We start from the raw sequence: 18030 nt of genomic DNA, 5'->3' as shown, positions 1-18030 counted from the left end.
CGAAACGAGTGACAGCAAAAGCAAAACAACTGGTGGTACTGGGTGGCAGCGGCTTCGTGGGCTCGCATCTGCTGCCGCGCCTGGTGAGGGACGGCCATCGCATTCGCGTGCTTTCGCGCAATCGCGAGCGGGCGCGCGCGCTTGGCGTGCTGCCGGGCGTGAGCGTGCGCAGCGTGGACGTCTATGACGCCAATGCCCTGCGCCGGCAGTTCGACGGCGCCGATGCGGTGATCAACCTCGTCGGCATCCTCAATGCCTTCGGCGAGCAGACGTTCCAGCATGCGCACGTGGATCTGGCGCAGCGCGTGCTTGGCGCCTGCCAGGCTGCCAACGTGTCGCGCCTGCATCACATGAGCGCGCTCAAGGCAGGTCAGGGCCTGTCGCAGTACCTCAAGAGCAAGGGCGAAGCAGAAGCGTTCGTGCGTCGATCCTCGCTGGACTGGACCATCTACCAGCCCAGCGTGATGTTCGGCGCTGGTGGCGGCCTGGTGGATCGCTTTGCGCAGCTGCTGCGGCAGATGCCCGCGTTGCCGCTCGCGCGTGCTTCCTCGCGCATGGCACCCACCTGGACGGGCGATGTCGCCGAAGCCATGGCGCGCTGCATCGGCGACGACAGGCTCGGCATCGACACTACGTTCGAACTCTATGGCCCTGACGTACTGACGCTGGGCGAGATCGTGCACATGATCCGCGACACCATGGGCGTGCGCACGCCCATCATCCCGCTGCCCGACAGCCTGGGCCGCCTGCAGGCGCAGGTGGCGCAGCTGCTTCCCGGCAAGCCGTTCTCGCTGGACAACTTCCGTTCGTTGCGTACGGATTCCGTGGGCAAGGTGGATGGCTATGCGTCGCTGGGCATCACGCCCCAGCCGCTGGCGGGTTGGCTGCCGGTGTTGCTCAAGCAGCCGGCGCGCCAGCGACGGCTGGATGCCGCGCGCGTTTCGAGCCGCTGAGTCCCGCCCTGACCTTTTGTGGGAGCGCACCCTGTGCGCGACTGCCCGGTGCCAGTGACACCGTCGCGCACAGGGTACGCTCCCACAGGTACCCGGTTGGTTGAGCCGTGGCAGAATTCCCGTCATGCGCATTTATCTCGTCGGCGGCGCGGTCCGCGACAAACTGCTGGGTCGCCCGGTCAGCGACCACGACCACGTGGTCGTTGGCGCACGTCCCGAGGACATGCTGGACAAAGGCTTTCGCCCCGTGGGCAAGGACTTTCCCGTCTTCCTGCATCCCGACACCGGCGAGGAATACGCGCTGGCACGCACGGAGCGAAAGACAGGTCACGGCTACCATGGCTTTGCCTTTCACGCCGATCCGGCGGTAACGCTGGAAGAAGATCTGGCACGTCGCGACCTCACCATCAACGCGATGGCCGAGGGCGAGGACGGGCACCTGGTCGATCCCTTCCACGGGGCGCGCGATCTCGAACAACGCTTGCTACGCCATGTCTCGCCCGCCTTCGTGGAAGACCCCGTGCGTTTGTTGCGCGTTGCACGTTTTGCCGCGCGCTTTGCCCCGCTGGGTTTCACCGTGGCACCCGACACCATGGCGTTGATGCAGCAGATGGTGCGCAATGGGGAAGTCGATCATCTGGTGCCCGAACGCGTCTGGCAGGAAACGCGCAAGGCGCTGGGCGAAGCGCAGCCATCGGCTTTTCTGCGCGTGCTGCGCGAATCGGGCGCGCTCGCCGTGCTGTTCCCGGAAGTAGACGCGCTCTACGGCGTGCCGCAGCGTGCCGAGTTTCATCCGGAGGTGGACACCGGCGTGCACGTGGAAATGGTGCTGGACATGGCCGCACGCATCGCGCCCGGCAACGACGTGGTCGGCTTCTGCGCGCTCACCCACGATCTCGGCAAGGCGCTCACGCCGGCCGATGTGCTACCGCGCCATATCGGTCACGAGCATGGGGGCGTGGAGCCGCTGCGCCGCCTCGTGGCGCGACTGAAAGTGCCCACCGAACACGCGGCCCTCGCCGAACAGGTGTGCCGTGAACATTTGAACGCGCATCGCGCCTTCGAATTGAAGCCCGCCACCGTGCTGCGAATACTGACGTCGCTGGATGCACTGCGCCGGCCGGAGCGCCTGTCGCTGTTCCTGGCCGCCTGCGAGGCCGACAAGCGCGGACGCCTGGGCCATGCCGACGATGCCTATCCACAGGCCGGTTACCTGCAGCGCGCCTGCGATGCGGCAGCGGCCGTGCGCGCGGAGCGCTTCGTTGCCGAAGGCCTGCAAGGGCCAGCCATTGGCGAAGCCATGACGGCAGCGCGCGTGGCCGCCATTGCTGCGTTGCGCCAGCCTGGAGCCTGATTCGCACGTACATTTGCATCAACAAAGGAATATGAAAGCCTTTTGCAAGTAAGGTACGCGGCCCGACATGCGCGCCCGGCCCTGGGGGCTGGATACGTACATGAACGCGGACGTTTGCCACCAGGCCCTCGACCGGCCGTGCCTCGTCTTCAGCTTTTCCGGAGTCATCCGTGCCGACTGTGAACCCGCCGACCACGCCGCTGCGCCAGCGGTTCCGCCCCTTGTGGTGGCTCGCCATCAGCTATGTGCTGATCGGCGCGCTGACGCGCATCGTGCTGCTCTTCATGTCGGGCAGCGGCGTGCCGCACAACCCGCTGTACTGGGCCTACGGCTTCGGCGTGGGCCTGAGCTACGACCTGATCGCCTTCGTCTACCTGGCCTGGCCGCTGTTGCTCTACCTGTGGCTGGTGCCCACGCGCCTCTATGTGTCGCGGCTCGGTCAATGGCTGCTGTATGTCGGCGGCACCGTGCTGTTGTTCGGCCTGTTGTTCGTCGCCGCCTCGGAACTCACCTTCTGGGCCGAGTTCGGCACCCGCTTCAACTTCATCGCGGTGGACTACCTGGTCTACACCACCGAAGTGATCGGCAATATCCGCGAGTCCTACCCACTGGGCACCTGGATCACCCTGCTGGCCGCCGCCACCCTGGTGGTCGTGTGGCTGAGCCGTAGCGGCTTGCAGGCACGCGATGGCGGCACCCGCTTCGGCCAGCGCAGCAAGGTCGTGCTGGTGTGGTTGCTGGTGACGGTGGTCACGGCCATCGGCATCAAGGGCACCTTCAAGGACCGCACCGACAACGCCTACGTGAACGAAGTCTCGGGCAACGGCGTGTACGAGTTCTTCGCCGCCTTCCGCAGCAGCCACCTGGATTACTCGCGCTTCTACCGCACCCTGCCGGACGACGAGGCATTCAAGCGCGTGCGCGAGCTGGTGAAGACGCCGGAAGCCACCTATGTCAGCGACGATCCGCATGACCTGACCCGCGAGATTCGCCATGCCGGTCCGGAGAAGCACCTCAACGTGGTGCTGATCAGCGTGGAAAGCCTGTCGGCCGATTTCCTTTCCGAGTTCAGCGACAAGCGCGGCAACATCACGCCCAACCTTGATGCGCTGATCGACAAGAGCATGTTCTTCGACAACCTCTACGCCAACGGCACCCGCACGGTGCGTGGCCTGGAGGCCTTGTCGCTGTCGGTGCCGCCCACCCCGGGCGACTCCATCGTGAAGGCGCACAACAACGAAAACCTGTTCTCCGCCGCCAACGTGTTCAACGACCGCGGCTACCAGTCCGACTTTGTCTACGGTGGCTACGGCTACTTCGACAACATGAACTACTTCTTCTCGCACAACGGCTATCGCGCAGTGGACCGCAACGATATTGCCAAGGGCGAGACGATCCACCACGAGAACGTGTGGGGCGTGGCCGACGAAGATCTCTACACGCTGGCACTCAAGCAGATGGACGAGGCCAATGCGCAGGGCAAGCCGTTCTTCCTGCACATCATGACCACGTCCAACCATCGCCCCTTCACGGTGCCTGCCAACCGCGTGCCGCAGAAGAACGGCACGCGCGAAGCGGCCGTGGCGTATACGGACTGGTCCATCGCCGATTTCCTGAAGCGTGCCGAAGGCAAGCCGTACTTCGACAACACCGTGTTCGTGATCACCGCCGACCACTGTGCCTCCAGCGCGGGCCGCAGCAGCGTGCCGATCAACCGCTACCACATTCCGCTGTGGATCTATTCGCCGAAGAACATCCCGCCGCAGCGCGTGTCGCGGCAGATGGCGCAGATCGACATCATCCCGACCGTGATGGGCCTGCTCAATTTCAGCTACCGCAGCCGCTTCTTCGGCGCCGACATCTTCCAGCTGGAACCGGGCCGCGAACGCGCCTTCCCGGCCACCTACGAGAAGCTCGGCTACCTGCGTGGCGATGTGCTCACGGTGCTGGAGCCGCAGCGCAAGCTGGAACAGGTGAAGCCCGACTTCCACAACGGCGACGCCGTACCCAACTCGCCGATCAACCAGACCCAGGTGGACGATGCCACGGCTTACTACCAGGTCGCCGCGTCGCTGTTCAAGCACGGGCAGCTGGTGAAGCGGCCGGATGACAGCAAGCCGGTAAACTAGCCCCAACGTGCCTCCATGGTGGCGGCGCGACGCTTCAGCCTGAGCGCCGTCGACATGGACGAGTCATATCGCCTGGATTGCACACCGTTTCGCCGCTTGTTCGGCGTGCTGCTTGCCGCCTGGGTAGTGCTTTACCTTCCGCTGTTGATCGGTCATCGCGTGCTGCCGTGGGACGCGATGGACGAGTTCTATCCCACCGTCTTCTTCAACGCGCACAGCCTTCACCACGGCGTTGCCCCCTGGTGGAATCCGTCCATCTACGCGGGCTATCCGCAGATTGCGGACCCGCAAGGCATGTTGTTCTCGCCGCTGATGATGGCGTGGATGCTGCTTCCTTCGTCGCCCGGCGCCACCTGGTTCGCCTGGGCCGTGCTGCTGCACATGCTGCTTGGCGCGACCGCGATGCTGGCGCTGTTGCGCCAATGGGGTGGCTCGGCTTTCGGCAGCCTGATGGGGGCATTGGTCTTCATGGGCGGTGGCGTCGCAGCGTCCCGCATGGAGCACGTGCCCATCGTTCTGGCCTATGCCTATGCGCCGGTGGCGCTGTGGACCATCGCGTATTTCCTCGCCGCGCCGACATGGCGGCGCGGTGCACTGCTGGGCGTGGCCGTCGGCGCCCTGCTGACGCAACTGGTGCAGCTGACGTATCTGCTCATACCCTTGCTGGCTGCCTACGGCGTATTCGCCACCACGAACCATTGGTCCGGTTACGATCGCACGACTCGATGGCGCTGGTTGCGTGGCGTCGCGCTTGGTGCCGTCGTTGCCGCTGCGCTTGGGCTTCCCCAGCTGCTTTTCACGCTTGCCTTTACGACGTTGTCCAACCGGGCCGCGCTGCCCGTGGACGCATCCGCCGATGGGTCACTGCGTGTCGCCGATGCCTTGACCTTCCTCTATCCCAACGCGCTCAAGGCGCTGGCGGGAACGCCCGCGGGAACCGCTCCACGCATTGAGGCCTATTTCTACATCGGCGCACTGCCGCTGCTGCTTTTGTTCGGGCTTCCGCGTGCGTGGCGTCAACCTGGGCAACGACGGCAGCTGGCGTTCTTTGGCGTGGCAGGCGGGGTGGCATTTCTCTATTCGCTCGGCCTGCATTCGCCCATCTATCCGTGGCTGTTCGACAACGTGCCGGGCATGCACTTCTTTCGCCGTCCGTCAGACGCGGCGTACCTGCTCAACCTGGCGTTGGCGGTGGCGGTGGGACTTTCCGCTACGCATATCGACCTGCAGGATCGACGTACGCCCATCCGGCTGCTGGTGATTGCCCTGATCCTTCTCTTCGCGGCCAGCCTGGGGCTGCGCGATGCAAACGGGCACTGGCATGCCGCGTCCATCGGCGCCGTCATCGTGGCCGCGCTGGCCTGCTGCGACCTGGCACGCAAACACCATGGCGCGCGACGCGTCGTGGCGTGGATGCTCATCGTGCTGGTCGTCGACTACCGCAGCTACAACCTCAATGGCAGCTTCACCGAACAGCGCGACAGTGCGCGCTCGTTCCTGCGCGACCCCATTGCGTCTTACCAGCGGGCGCAACCCGGGACCAGCAAGGTTTTGCCACAGCGCATCGAACCCATCGGCGCCTGGGTGTACTGGGACAATCTTGTCGTCCTGCGCGGCCTGCAATCCACCCAGGGCTACAACCCCTTGCGGTATGCGTTGTACGACCACTGGTACGGCGCCCGCGACAATGGCAACTTGCCGCGCATCAACACGCCCTACAACACCGGGCCCGACAGTGCGATGGCCAACCTGCTCGGCGTGGACTACGTCGTGCGCGATGCGTCGGCGTCGTACCAACCATGGACGCCACCCCTGGGATATGAACGCGTGCATGGCGACCGCACCTGGGAGGTGTGGCACAACACGCGCGCCTACCCTCGTCTGCTCACGCCGGTGAACATGCGCGAGACGGCTGGCGATCCTGATCCGGCAGCGTTCACAGCCACGGATTTCCGCAAGGACTTCTGGCTTACGCCCCGCGACGAAGACGACCGCCAGCAGGCAAGACGCGACGCCATCCAATGCCGGCACGCGCTACAGGCAGAGGCAACGGACGCCACGCCCACGCACATCACGGTCCACTCTTCCGCTTCCGAAGGACCGGGCTGGCTGGTGGTGAGCCAGCTCGATTTTCCGGGATGGCAGGCACGGGCCAACGGCGTGCCGCTGGCCATTCATCGCGCCAACGGCATGTTCAGCGCCATCTGCGTTCCCGCAGGAGAGCAGACAGTCACCTTGTCGTTTCATCCGCTGGCCATGGTCGATGCCGCGCTCCGCGCCCGCGAACGCAGCTCTCGAAAATAGCCGTCCATGCACCGCGCGCGACCACTGCCAGCTTGCGTGAAGGGCAGCGGTTCGAGCCATGGAACTGCGCCTTAAAGTCGGTCGCCCTGATCCGCTTCCAGCAACTCCGCGGGCAGCGGCAATACATCCATGCCGCGTGCGAACAGCATGACCTGGAAACGCTCGCCCATCTGATCGGGCAGCGTGAGCTTCTTCACCTGCTGGGCGAGTGCGTAACGCGCTGCCTCGTCCGGTGCGCTTTCGTACGCCACGCCAAAGATGTCCTGCAAGCCGCTGCCGATCAGGAACTGTGCCTGCGGCATGTAGCCCGCCACGCCGAAGCCGGCACCGTTGCCGGCTTCGGCAAGCGCTGTGAAATCGACCGATGCGGTGAGGTCGTTGAGTCCCGGCAAATACAAGGGATCGCTGTGCGCGCGGTGGCGGTAGAACGCGCGCAGCGTGCCGTCGTTGCGCTCCGGCAGGTAGAACTCGCGGCGCACGTAGCCGTAGTCGGCAAACAGCATCATGCCGGCCGTCAGCGTGCCCGCAACGGCTTGTATCCAGTACGGCAGCTGCGGAAGGATTTCCGAGCGATAACCTTCGGGAAACTCTTCCCCGAGATCGCGCTCGACATGCCTTACTGCGCCGGAGACCAGCGCATCGGCCGGACGATCCACGCGCATCAGGCGGCCTTCGCCGTCCAGCGTGACGTACTCTTCGTAGACTTCGCCGGCGCGCATCGCGAAACGCGTGGTGGGCAACGCGTCGATGACCTCGTTGGCAAACAGCACGCCCTGCCACTCCTGCTCCGGCGGGCGATCCAGCCACAGCACGTGCGCAAACAGTTCCGAAGGAAGCGCCTCGGCCAGGCGATCGCGCTGGCGTTCACGCAAATCGGCACTGGGTTCGAGAATGTAATAGCGGCGCGGCATGGCGCCCTGCGCCGCAAAGGCCTTGAGTGCCGCTTCGGCAAAGGCGCCACTGCCACCGCCCAGCTCGAGAAAATCGACGGCGTCGCCCAGCATCTGGATCACGGGATACACGGCGTTGACGACGCACCGCGCAAACAGGTCACCCAATTCCGGCGCGGTGATGAAATCACCCGCTTCGCCAAACTTGGTCTTGCCCGCGCTGTAGTAGCCAAGGCCGGGGGCATAGAGACAACGCTCCATGTACTGGGCGAACGGCATGGGGCCATGCGCGGCGATTTCCTCGCGCACGCGTGCCAAGAGTCGGTCGGAATGGGCGCGTTCTTCCGCGCTCGGATCGGGGAGTTGGGAAGACATGCGCGTTGCCTGCGGGGAAACGCTGGAAGTCTAGCGCATGCCCCGCCATGGCCTCGTGAGGGGGAGGCTGGAAGCCATGGCGGGGATGCAGCCCAGCAAGGGGAGTTACCGGGACAAGGAGGCGCCGTCAGATGCCGACGCTTAGAACGAGAAGTCCTTCTGCAGGCTCAGGTAGATGCCGCGACGCGGGCCGAACTGCGGCGCGCCCACGCCCACGCCGGTGCCGTCGCGCAGTTCGTACGTGCGGTCCAGCGCGTTGATCAACGCCAGCTGCGTCTTGATGGTGCCGACGCTGTCGAAGGTGAAGTCGTGGCCCACGTTGAGGTTGAGCTGGAAGTAGTACGGCAGCGATGCACCGTTCGGCACGCCGTCGCCGTCCTTGCGCAGGCCGCTGCCGAAGATGTAATCGGCGCCGACATGCGTGGCCTTGTCGAACGAGTACGTGATGCCACCCGACGAGGTGAGTTTCTGGTCGTGATCCAGGTGAATCCAGTTGTTGTAGATGTAGGCCAGTTCATCAGGACTGAAGTTGTACTGGCCGGTGATCACGTTCTTGCCCATGGCGCGGTTGAAGGACGCATTGAAGTACGCCGTCACCGGGCCGTTGTCGTAGTTGGCGGTGAACTCCACGCCACGGATGCGACCCTGGTCGTAGTTGAAGTTGGAGTAGCTCCGCGCCGCGCCGAACTGGCCTTCGTCCTGCAGGCGATCGACCTGGCGGTAGTACGCATCCACGCCCAGGGTGAGGGTGGAACCGATCTGCTGCTGGATGCCCAGGTCGTAATAGTTCGAGCGCTCGGACAACGGCAGGTTGTTGCCGCCGCTCGGCAATTGATTGGTGGTGCCGGCAAAGCGTGCGATGTTGCTGTCGTCGATCACTTCCGTCGCAGGCGGCGTGAAGTAGCGCGAGTAACCGGCGTGGATGGTGGTGCTGTCGGTAGCCTGGTACACCACGCCAAAACGCGGGCTCAGCTGGCTCTCGGTGCGGAACAGCTCGTAGCGGTCGCCGCGCACGCCGTAGTTCACCGTCCACTTGTCGCCGATGCTCCACTCGTCCTGCAGGTACGCGGAATACGTGCGCGCGAGCAGATTGGTGGCGTCGTAGATGGCGATGGGCGTGGTGCTGGCCTGCGACCCATCCGGGTTGGCCGGGAACACCAGCGAGTTGTTGCTGATGTTGCCGCGCTCGAACTCGCCGTAGATGCCGTAGCGCAGCGTGTGGCTATCGCCCAGCGGCGTGGAGAAATCCGCCTGCAGCGTGTCGGCACGGTTGGTGCGGTTGATGGTGGACGCCACGCCATTGAACATCAGGTCGCCGATGTCATCGGGATCAAAACCCACGCTGCTGTAGCGCTGGCCCACGGACACCTGGTAATCGGTCTTGCCCCACTTGCCCTGCAGCGACAGCACGCCAAAGCGCGTCTTTTCCTGCTGGCGTTCGTTGAGGTCGGCCGAGTTGAAATTGGTGACGTCGAGGTAGCCGAACTGCGGCGTCTGATCCGGGTTGTTCGGAATGTCGAAGCGATTGTTGGTCGCGCCGAACATGAAGCTGACGCGCGTGTTGTCGTCGATCAGATACGAGATGTCGCCAAAGCCCTTCACCTGGTTGGTGTGGTCGTGGATCGGCGTCTTGCTCGGCGTCGGGTTTTCGATGCCGACGTCGTTTTCCATGTAGTTGGCGGTAACGAACCAGCTCCAGCGATCGTTGCTGCCCCACAGCGATGCGTTCGGGTTCAACGTGCCGTACGAACCGCCGGTGATGCCGACGCTGCCGCCGTTGCCCAGGTCATGACCGCTCTTGGTGTCGATATCCACCACGGCCGCCGTGCGCAAGCCGTACTGCGCCGGCAGCGCGCCATCGAGCAGCTTCACGCTCTGGATGGTGCGCGCGTCCAGCGTCTGGCCGAAGCCGGAGATGGATTCGGGAATGATCACGCCGTTGATGCGGTACTGCAGGTTGGCGTGGTCGCCACGCACATGCACGCCGCCGTAGGAATCCTGCACCACGCCCGGCGCCTGCAGGATCACCTGGTTCAGCGGCGTGGAATCGCCCAGCGGCAGCTGCTGGATGGCCTTCTGGTCGATCACGTACTGGCTGCTGCCCGTATCCGGCGACAGCGAGTTGCGCGACTGGTCGAGCGCAGCGCTCACGTCGATGGCGCTGAGCTGCTTCACCTTGGCGGTCTGGTTGCGGCTGGCGCCACTGGAGCTGCCGTTGGCATCGCTGCCGTCGGTGGCCGTGGGCGCATTGACGGTACTGGTATCCGGGGCCGGGGTGGTCTGGGCGAAGGCAGCGGGGGCGGCGCCGAAGGCCACGGCAAGACTCAGGGCGAGCAAGGTACGTTTCATGGGGATCCGAAAAGGGTGGCGATGTTGTTATTTTCGATACGTTATAACATTGCCATTCTAACCCACCCCGCGCCTGCCCCAGAAGTCATGCCTGCCCGGGCAAGTGGACAGAACTCCAAAGTTTGGGGGTTCTGTTCAGACTTTGGAGTTTCTGGGAAAGACAAACTTTGGAGTTCAAGCCTGATTTAGGCTTTCCATAAGGCCAGCCTTCCTTGCCGCGCACAGCATCGACTCTCAGACACGCCCGTTTTGGAGAGGAGTCAGCTGAAGATATATCTAGTAGACGACCGGTCTAATTTGAGCTATGGTTCGCAACCATGAGCCCTGCTAGTGCCAGCCAGACAAGTGATGTCCGCGAAACCATCCTCGAGGTGGGGCAGCGCATCATGGGCGCTAAGGGCTTTTCGGCCGTGGGGCTGAATGAAATTCTGGCCCAGGCAGGGGTTCCGAAAGGGTCGTTCTATCACTACTTCGGGTCCAAGGATGCGTTTGGTGAGGCGCTCCTGAAGCGCTATTTCGACGATTACCTCGTCGAGATGGATCAAATGCTGGGCCAATCGGGTCTAACCATGGCTCAGAGGTTAGATCAGTACTGGGAAAATTGGCGGGCCAATCAGTCGTTCGCAGACTGCCAAGGCAAATGCCTGGCCGTGAAGTTGGGCGCCGAAGTTGCAGATCTCTCCGAGCCTATGCGCGCGGCACTCAAGCTAGGCACGGACGGCATTGTCGAACGACTTGGCCGAGCCATTGCGGCGGGTAAAAAGGAAGGGTCGTTTCGAGCCGGCCAAGATACGAAAGTACTCGCCCAATGCCTCTATCAGCTTTGGCTGGGTGCAAGCGTGATGGTTAAGATCTCGCGCAGCACACAACCTTTCCAGGCTGCACTCACGACTACCCACGAGCTTTTGCAGCCCGCATAACGGGCACAGATTCACACGCCTCCCTAGGGAGGATTTTTTCCGAAACATCACTAGACGACCGGTCTACTTATAACTTCAAAAGAGGAATACTCCATGAAAGTTTTGATGGTTCTGACCTCACACAGCGAACTCGGGAATACCGGACGTAAGACCGGTTTCTGGTTAGAGGAGTTGGCCGCTCCGTATTACACCTTGAGGGACGCTGGCATTGAGGTCGCGCTGGCCTCCCCTCAGGGCGGCCAACCGCCGCTGGATCCCAAGAGCAACGAGCCGGACTTCCAAACGGATCTGACCCGTCGGTTCGAAGCAGACGCAATCGCGCAGGCTCTATTGGCGAATACCGCACGACTGGATCAAGTTTCGGACGCGGACTTCGATGCGGTGTTTTATCCCGGTGGTCATGGCCCCCTGTGGGATTTGGCGGAAGACCAGCACTCCGTTGCGCTGATTGAGGCGTTCACTCGATCGGGCAAACCGGTCGCCTTGGTATGCCACGCGCCAGGCGTCCTACGCCACGTGAAGAGTGATGACGGCCAGCCATTGGTGAGCGGCAAGCAAGTGACGGGCTTCAGCAACTCCGAAGAAGAAGCCGTTGGCCTGACCAACGTAGTGCCATTTCTCGTCGAGAACGAGCTCATCGCCAAGGGCGGACTTTACTCAAGGGGCCCCGATTGGAGCGCCTACGTGCGCACCGATGGCCGCCTGATCACAGGCCAAAACCCCGCGTCTTCGGCGGCAACGGCTGCCGTGCTGATCGAACAACTGAATTCAATTACGAAGGCCGATCGTAGTGCGCCCGACGCGCACTAATCGTCTCGCCCCTCTACCTAGAACCCAGGCGACGCAGCGTGTTCGCGTCAAAGTACAACCCTTCTAAACACAACATTTAAGGAGATATCTCTATGGCTAAGAAACATCAAGGTGCATGTGCATGCGGTGCAGTGACCTTTGAGTTCGATACCGATCCGGACTTCGTCGCGAACTGCTACTGCAAGGATTGCCAAAAGGCAGCGGGTGGCTCGATGGCTACGTTCTTCGCCGTGCCTGAGGATGACTTCACTCTTCTCAGCGGTCAGCCAAAATCGTTCCACTACATTGCCAACTCAGGTAACGGCCTGGACCGCAACTTCTGTCCCGAATGTGGCTCACGCCTCTTCACGAGCAATCTGCAGGCATTCCCCGGCGCAGTCTTCGTTGCAATCGGCAGCTTGACCAATGCTGACCACATTGCACCCAAACTTGAAATGTTTACGTCACGCCGACTCGATTGGACGTCTGCGCTCGACGTCCCTCAGTTTGCGGGAATGCCCGCTTAAGTACCGCTGCTAGTACAGCAAAACGGCAATAGCGCATGACGCGCTAACAACTCTCATGACTTACCTTCCTGGCGACGAACGCCAGGAAGGTAAGAACGCAGAGCGCCGTGGGATGACCAACTTTATGGTAGTTCCCACCCCAGATCGCGACTCGACGTCAAGCTGAGCGGACAACAGTCGAGCTCGCTCGCGCAAGCCAACTAGACCCCAGTGCCCTTCCTTGGCACCCGCCTCCAGAATTTCCGGATCGATACCCCGACCATTGTCGATGACCCAAAGACAGAGAGCTTGCGGGCCGAAGTCCAGTCGGATAGTGAGTCGATCCCCCCCCGAGTGCCTGCAAGCGTTGAGCACGACTTCCCTGAGTATGAAGCTTGCTTCCTCATAAGCTTCCTCAGACAAGGCCCTTTGATTTCCTGTGACAGACACACTCAGCTTCATGCCTGCAGCAGAAGCGTGCTCGCGAGCGAAACTCGCGATTGTCGTAGACAAGTCAGCGACATCATAGGAACGCAAGCTCGATACGTGATCTCGACTCTCCACGATGAGACTTCGCGCCTTTCCCAACGTTTCATTGAGCACGTGACGTTCTGACGAATCTTCGGGAAGTGTCGCGACTTCGGACTGGATCTTTAAAAGAAGTGCTGGAAAGTCCTGAAGCAGCGTGTCGTGAAGGTTACGGGCAATCCTCTCGCGCTCAGCGTGCTGCACCTCGAATCGGAGCCTTCTGCGATAGTCCAGCTGCCGCACTCGGAGCATGACGACGAGCCAAACCACCACAAGGGCCAAAAGCACCATCAGTGCCTTAAACAAGACGGTTTGATAGAACGCCGGCGCAATCTCCAACAAAACATGATCGCCTGTTGTGTTCCACACGCCGTCTTCGTTCGCGGCGATCACATCAAAGCGATGCCGGCCGGGGCTTAAATTTGAGTAACCCACCTCACGCAGCGCGCCCGCATCGCTCCAATCCTTGTTAACACCTCCCATATGAATCTTGGCGCTCACGCGGCTGGGCATCACCAAGCTTGGTACGGAGAACCGAATCCGTAAGTCTTTTACTCTCGGTGGAAGGTCGACGACGGTTGCGATCGGGTACGTTTTGCCGTCCGCCAGGATGCTTTGGATATGGACCGGCGGCGGCACAGGGTTGGAGATAATTTGGTCTGGATCCAGCCATACGACGCCATTGCTTGTAGCAAACCATAACCGCCCATCCGTGCTCTTAACTACCGATGGGCTTGGACCTGCCATGGACGACGAACCAGGCAATCCATCTTGCGTCTCAAATTTCCGATAGGGCAATGCCAGCGTTGTATCAGAGATCGCGTCACGCACGCTGCTGGAACGTATCCAATACACGCCCGCTACCGTATGAATCCATAGGTCATGCGAAGCCGAGAACACTACCCCTGTTACATCTTGGAGCGGCTCGTTGCTTCCGAGCTTAACCATTACGAGCCGCGATCCATCAACGTATCCAACACCGCGACTTCCCGCGACCCAAAGTCGACCGGCGTCTTGAGCAAAGGCCTTCACCTCGCCGATCATCAATCCCTGTTCGGCACCAAGCGTCGTCACGTCACTCCCGTCAATCATGGCAAGTCGATTGTCTTGGTAACCCAGCCAAACCCGATCGAGGCTGTCCGTGAACATTGCTGATGGCGTTCCAACGATCGGTGACTTGTCCCAATGCGCGTTCGACAATGCGTACAGACCACCATCCACATTGAGAGAGACCCACAGGGTGTCGCTCTTGTCCTTAGTCATCGCTTGAACGGTGAATAGACCCTTGGGAAGCTCAGCGATGTGTGTTGGCCGTCCTGCATCAACTCGCCAGATTCCATTCTCTGCACCCAAGTAGACCGTTCCTTTCTGATCTCGATAGGTCGCGAACGTGATAGGAGGTACGTCGAAGGTCGCGACAGCGTCATCCTTCAATTGCATGACTGGCGTCGATGAACTGCCCGCCCAAATGGTGTTGTCTGCGCCGGCGGCTAGGGAGAAGTCGTGAACTCCCGAGGGGAAACGTGCGGGCGTAAAGTTGCTTCGGCTGAATCGATCGATACCACCACCCGTGCCTACCCAAATACTACCTTCGCGATCAATGAGCAGTGGCCATGCATAGTCACTGCTGAGCCCCTCTGCCGTGCTGAATCGCTCAACCGATTTGTTGAGAGAAGGTGGATCTGAGCTCAGCTTCTGTATGGATTCAGATGTGATGTGCCGAACGCCGTCGCCAAGACCGTTAATCCAGAGTCCACCGAGCGAGTCGAATCGAATTTCTCCTACGCCCGTAGTCGTGACGCCACCAATCGAGCGGTGCGGGCCATCGATCGTCGGAATCCAGCGGTCGATAGATCCTCGAAAGTGCGCAACCCAAATACTGCCGTCGGCTGCCTGCACAATGCGAGCGACGTATCCTTGTCTTTCGAGAGATATGAACTGACGGTCTCTTGGGCCCCGGTAATACAAGCCCTTGTGCGTACCGACCCAAAAAGCTCCATCTTTCGCGATGAGCAGGGAGGTCGCCCAGCCATCTTTAAGTCCAGCAGCATCGCCGATGTTGGACCATCGCTGTCCTGTCCATTTATAGAGCCCACCGCTTCCGTAGACCCAAAGCGCGTTGTGGCTGTCTTCCAGGAAACCCAATAGGCGAGTCCTCTCTGGGATACCCTGAGTCGGACCCCACGTTGAAACGCTCCCATCCGCTTCCAGCACACCGAATCCGCCCGTTCGATATCGCATCCAGAGCCGATTGCCCAAGCTTACGTAGAGCCCATCAATGTTTGCCCCATTGGGCGTTGGAACGTAGTCAAAGTGCACGCCATCGAATCGGTATAGTCCACGGTTCGCGGCAAGCCAAAGGAAGCCATCACTTCCCTGCACTAACGCCGAGACACCCGATGGCGCGCCATCCTTGCTGGTCCATGCAACATGTTGGTATCGCTCAATCGTCCACGGCCGATTGTCGGCCCTCACCCCCGTGGGCATCAGGACCAAGCTCAAGACCAAGAGAACAACGCTCGTCGAGACGCAAGTACATAGCCCGTGTCGAAAGGGCTGCAATACTTTTCGCAGACGGCGGAGCGTCTGGGGCCTGGACCAACGCGAACGTTCCACCGCAGCGCACCGGAATAGCAGGAAAGACTTCGCTAGTTCCAGCTAATAGCACAACGCTGGTTCGGTTAGCTCGTGAGCGTATCCAGAAGATTTCGAAAAGAAATAATTAAGTTACTGATGGTGTTTGCAATTTTTGACATTGTTCCTTCGGAGATATGGCTAGCAGAGGGCGGCCAGCGCCGCCTCAGCGACCGCGACGTCCTGCTCAACCGTGCCCGCACTCGTCCCCACTGCACCCACAATGGTTCCCCCAACAATCACAGGTACTCCGCCACCGAAGATGACGACCTTGCCCGAATTGCTCTCCTGGATACCGAACAACGGTTGTCCGGATTGCGATAGCTGCGCGAGCTCCGCCGTCGAGCGATTGAAGAGCCTGGCAGTGCCGGCTTTATCGATAGCGAGGTCAATGCTTCCAATGAGCGCGTTGTCCTGTCGGATAAACGCTAGAAGATGTCCGCCCGCGTCGACCACAGCGATATTGTAGGCAATGCCCAAGTCGTCGGCCTTGGCCTCAGCGGCAGCAAGCATGCGCTTCGCGTCACCAAGGGTCAGCGTTTCATAAGTGCGTGGCATAACACTCTCCGTACCGTTGCCTTATTCGGCCCCAGTAGCTGACATGCTCAAGCCTTCACATCTTCCGGTGCGAGCACGATCACCAAGCGCTCCGCAAAATCGTTGACTTGCGAGAGGTAGGCCTGAAAGTGTTTTGACTCACGGTGAGCGGCGATGGCGTCGGCATCTTTGTAAATCTCCTCCAGAACGTAGCGACCGGCTTGGGCTGAGTCGCTCCAAAGGTCATAGCGGAGATTTCCAGGCTCGGAGCGAGAGGGTCCGGGCATTCCCTTCAGAAGAGCGTGGAGATCAGCCTCTTTACCTGCTTTCGCGGTTAGCAATGCAACCATCTTGACCGAAGTACTCACGGCAAATTCCTCGCAAGTGTTGGCTTTGAACTGTTCGTACAGTGCTAAAGCCATATGGGTAGTAGAAGGATGAAAAGTCCCTCCTACAAAAGATCTGTTGTCACTCAAGACGAAAACGACTGAACGGTACCTGGAGATCGCTCGGGAATCGTTCGATTTCGAGTCCAGCCGCGTATAGCGGACTAGCGCCCCGCCAGAGGTACGCAAGCGGAACGGCATTACCGGTCCGCAAGCCGGGTAAACCGTCACCGCGTAGACTGCTTGCGTACGATCAATCAAGAAAGCCCGTCGCCTTTCCAAGAAGGTGCGCCGCTTGACGAGACGACGGGCGGGAGGCCTAACACGAGTTGCCCTTGGCACTTTTCGAATTACGCCGCCTTCGCTTGGCGACCAAGCGCCTTGATCAGCGTCGATGCAATCAAATGATCAGACCGCGGATTCTGACCGGTGATCAATTCACGGTCTTCAATGACATTCGGCTCCCAGTCCTTACCCACATGCACGTCACCGCCAGCGGCGGACAGTGCTTCAGGCATATTGAAGTACATCTTGCCGTGCAGGATCTGATCTTCGACGTACTTCTCTTCCGACTTGGAGAATATCGTCATCTTGTACCCCGCGTACTGCCAACCCTTTGCCAATTTCTCAGCTTCCTTCGGGTTGCCGGCCACGAGAGCTGTGCGAAACTCCCGCGAGTTGGGAAGAGCAGCGATTGTGGCAATCGGACCGTGACAGAGGAAAGCAGTCGGTTTCTTGGTAGCGTGGAAATACTGAAGAATTTCGCCGACCTCTGGGTCCTGCATCAAATCAACGACGGGCGCCTGCCCACCAGGCACGAACACAGCAGCATAGTTTTCCAGTCCTTCGTCGATAACCGAACGATTGGTGCGCACGTTGTTCATCGACGGATGCTTGGCGTAGAAATCCTCTGCCGCCTTGAAAGCCTTCTCATCGCCACCAAAGTGAGCGGGCGCCGCTGACACTTCATCGATGTGGGGCTTCGTACCGTTCGGTGTGGCCAGAACAACATCGAAACCCGCGTAGACCAATGCCATGGCCGGAACGACGGTCTCATTGAGGTAATTGCCTGTGGGTCCAGTTTTTCCACCTTGAATCTCGATACGGGTGGCGTTTGAACCGAGCACAAGAACTTTTTGCTTAGCCATGATTGCCTCCAGCCTTTAGCGGCGCAGATGTTGATTGATTGGAATTGCGAACCAAAGGTATCGAGTCGAAGACGCTTTCGTATTTGCTGAAGTTGCACAATGTTGATCATTTTTTGCGGCAGGCTGTATTTTTTTGAAGTCAATAAAGTCACTCGTGCGTGACACAAGTGAACGAGACATCGCTGATCACCATCAAGTGCACATGCTCTGCACTTTTCGCTTAGATGC

At 60.7% G+C, this 18030-nt stretch carries 13 protein-coding genes; 7 read left to right on the top strand and 6 right to left on the bottom strand.

Features of this window, described 5'->3' with window-relative positions; translation table 11 throughout:
* The first annotated feature begins 8 nt into the window (after positions 1–8).
* The 4 genes from DK366_RS00805 (at position 9) to DK366_RS00790 (ending at position 6740) form a co-directional block, all read left to right on the top strand.
* Positions 9–953 carry a complex I NDUFA9 subunit family protein gene (locus tag DK366_RS00805; protein WP_109123615.1) on the top strand — a complete coding sequence of 315 codons (945 nt, stop codon included), beginning with the start codon at positions 9–11 and terminating at the stop codon, positions 951–953.
* A 124-nt stretch (positions 954–1077) separates the two neighbouring features.
* The gene (locus tag DK366_RS00800; RefSeq protein WP_109123614.1) at positions 1078–2307 is read left to right on the top strand and encodes a multifunctional CCA addition/repair protein; all 1230 of its coding nucleotides are present in this window, start codon (positions 1078–1080) and stop codon (positions 2305–2307) included.
* A 170-nt stretch (positions 2308–2477) separates the two neighbouring features.
* Positions 2478–4436 carry an alkaline phosphatase family protein gene (locus tag DK366_RS00795; RefSeq protein ID WP_109123613.1) on the top strand — a complete coding sequence of 653 codons (1959 nt, stop codon included), beginning with the start codon at positions 2478–2480 and terminating at the stop codon, positions 4434–4436.
* A 15-nt stretch (positions 4437–4451) separates the two neighbouring features.
* On the top strand, positions 4452–6740 hold the full coding sequence (locus tag DK366_RS00790) for a YfhO family protein (RefSeq protein ID WP_109123612.1): 2289 nt from the start codon (positions 4452–4454) through the stop codon (positions 6738–6740).
* Positions 6741–6811: 71 nt separating this feature from the next.
* Here the strand turns inward: DK366_RS00790 and DK366_RS00785 are convergent, their stop codons facing one another.
* Together DK366_RS00785 and DK366_RS00780 are read right to left on the bottom strand one after the other, a co-directional pair.
* A complete protein-coding gene (locus DK366_RS00785) occupies positions 6812–8005 on the bottom strand; it encodes an SAM-dependent methyltransferase (protein ID WP_109123611.1) in 1194 nt (397 codons plus the stop codon).
* A 141-nt stretch (positions 8006–8146) separates the two neighbouring features.
* Complete coding sequence (locus DK366_RS00780) at positions 8147–10354, bottom strand: TonB-dependent receptor (protein WP_109123610.1); 2208 nt, start codon at positions 10352–10354, stop codon at positions 8147–8149.
* Between the two features lie 317 nt (positions 10355–10671).
* Between DK366_RS00780 and DK366_RS00775 the strand changes: the two genes are divergently transcribed.
* The 3 genes from DK366_RS00775 to DK366_RS00765 all read left to right on the top strand — a co-directional run bounded on the left by DK366_RS00775 (position 10672) and on the right by DK366_RS00765 (position 12590).
* A complete protein-coding gene (locus DK366_RS00775) occupies positions 10672–11274 on the top strand; it encodes a TetR/AcrR family transcriptional regulator (RefSeq protein WP_109123609.1) in 603 nt (200 codons plus the stop codon).
* Positions 11275–11367: 93 nt separating this feature from the next.
* Positions 11368–12084, top strand: a complete 717-nt coding sequence (locus DK366_RS00770) for a type 1 glutamine amidotransferase domain-containing protein (RefSeq protein ID WP_109123608.1) — start codon at positions 11368–11370, stop codon at positions 12082–12084.
* Positions 12085–12176: 92 nt separating this feature from the next.
* Positions 12177–12590 carry a GFA family protein gene (locus tag DK366_RS00765; protein ID WP_109123607.1) on the top strand — a complete coding sequence of 138 codons (414 nt, stop codon included), beginning with the start codon at positions 12177–12179 and terminating at the stop codon, positions 12588–12590.
* 60 nt (positions 12591–12650) lie between these two features.
* Here DK366_RS00765 and DK366_RS00760 read toward each other — a convergent pair whose 3' ends face one another.
* The 4 genes from DK366_RS00760 to DK366_RS00745 form a co-directional block, all read right to left on the bottom strand.
* Complete coding sequence (locus DK366_RS00760) at positions 12651–15242, bottom strand: sensor histidine kinase (RefSeq protein ID WP_198651373.1); 2592 nt, start codon at positions 15240–15242, stop codon at positions 12651–12653.
* Between the two features lie 630 nt (positions 15243–15872).
* On the bottom strand, positions 15873–16289 hold the full coding sequence (locus tag DK366_RS00755) for a heme-binding protein (protein ID WP_109123605.1): 417 nt from the start codon (positions 16287–16289) through the stop codon (positions 15873–15875).
* Positions 16290–16336: 47 nt separating this feature from the next.
* A complete protein-coding gene (locus tag DK366_RS00750; protein WP_109123897.1) occupies positions 16337–16636 on the bottom strand; it encodes a putative quinol monooxygenase in 300 nt (99 codons plus the stop codon).
* A 368-nt stretch (positions 16637–17004) separates the two neighbouring features.
* Positions 17005–17802: a type 1 glutamine amidotransferase domain-containing protein gene (locus DK366_RS00745; protein WP_109123604.1), complete on the bottom strand. Its 798-nt coding sequence runs from the start codon at positions 17800–17802 to the stop codon at positions 17005–17007.
* Positions 17803–18030: the final 228 nt, after the last annotated feature.

It is taken from the genome of Dyella sp. C11 (assembly GCF_003121485.1).
GTDB lineage: Bacteria > Pseudomonadota > Gammaproteobacteria > Xanthomonadales > Rhodanobacteraceae > Dyella.
The sequence above is the reverse complement of the archived record's forward strand: the minus strand, read 5'-3'. Positions and strand labels throughout refer to the sequence as shown.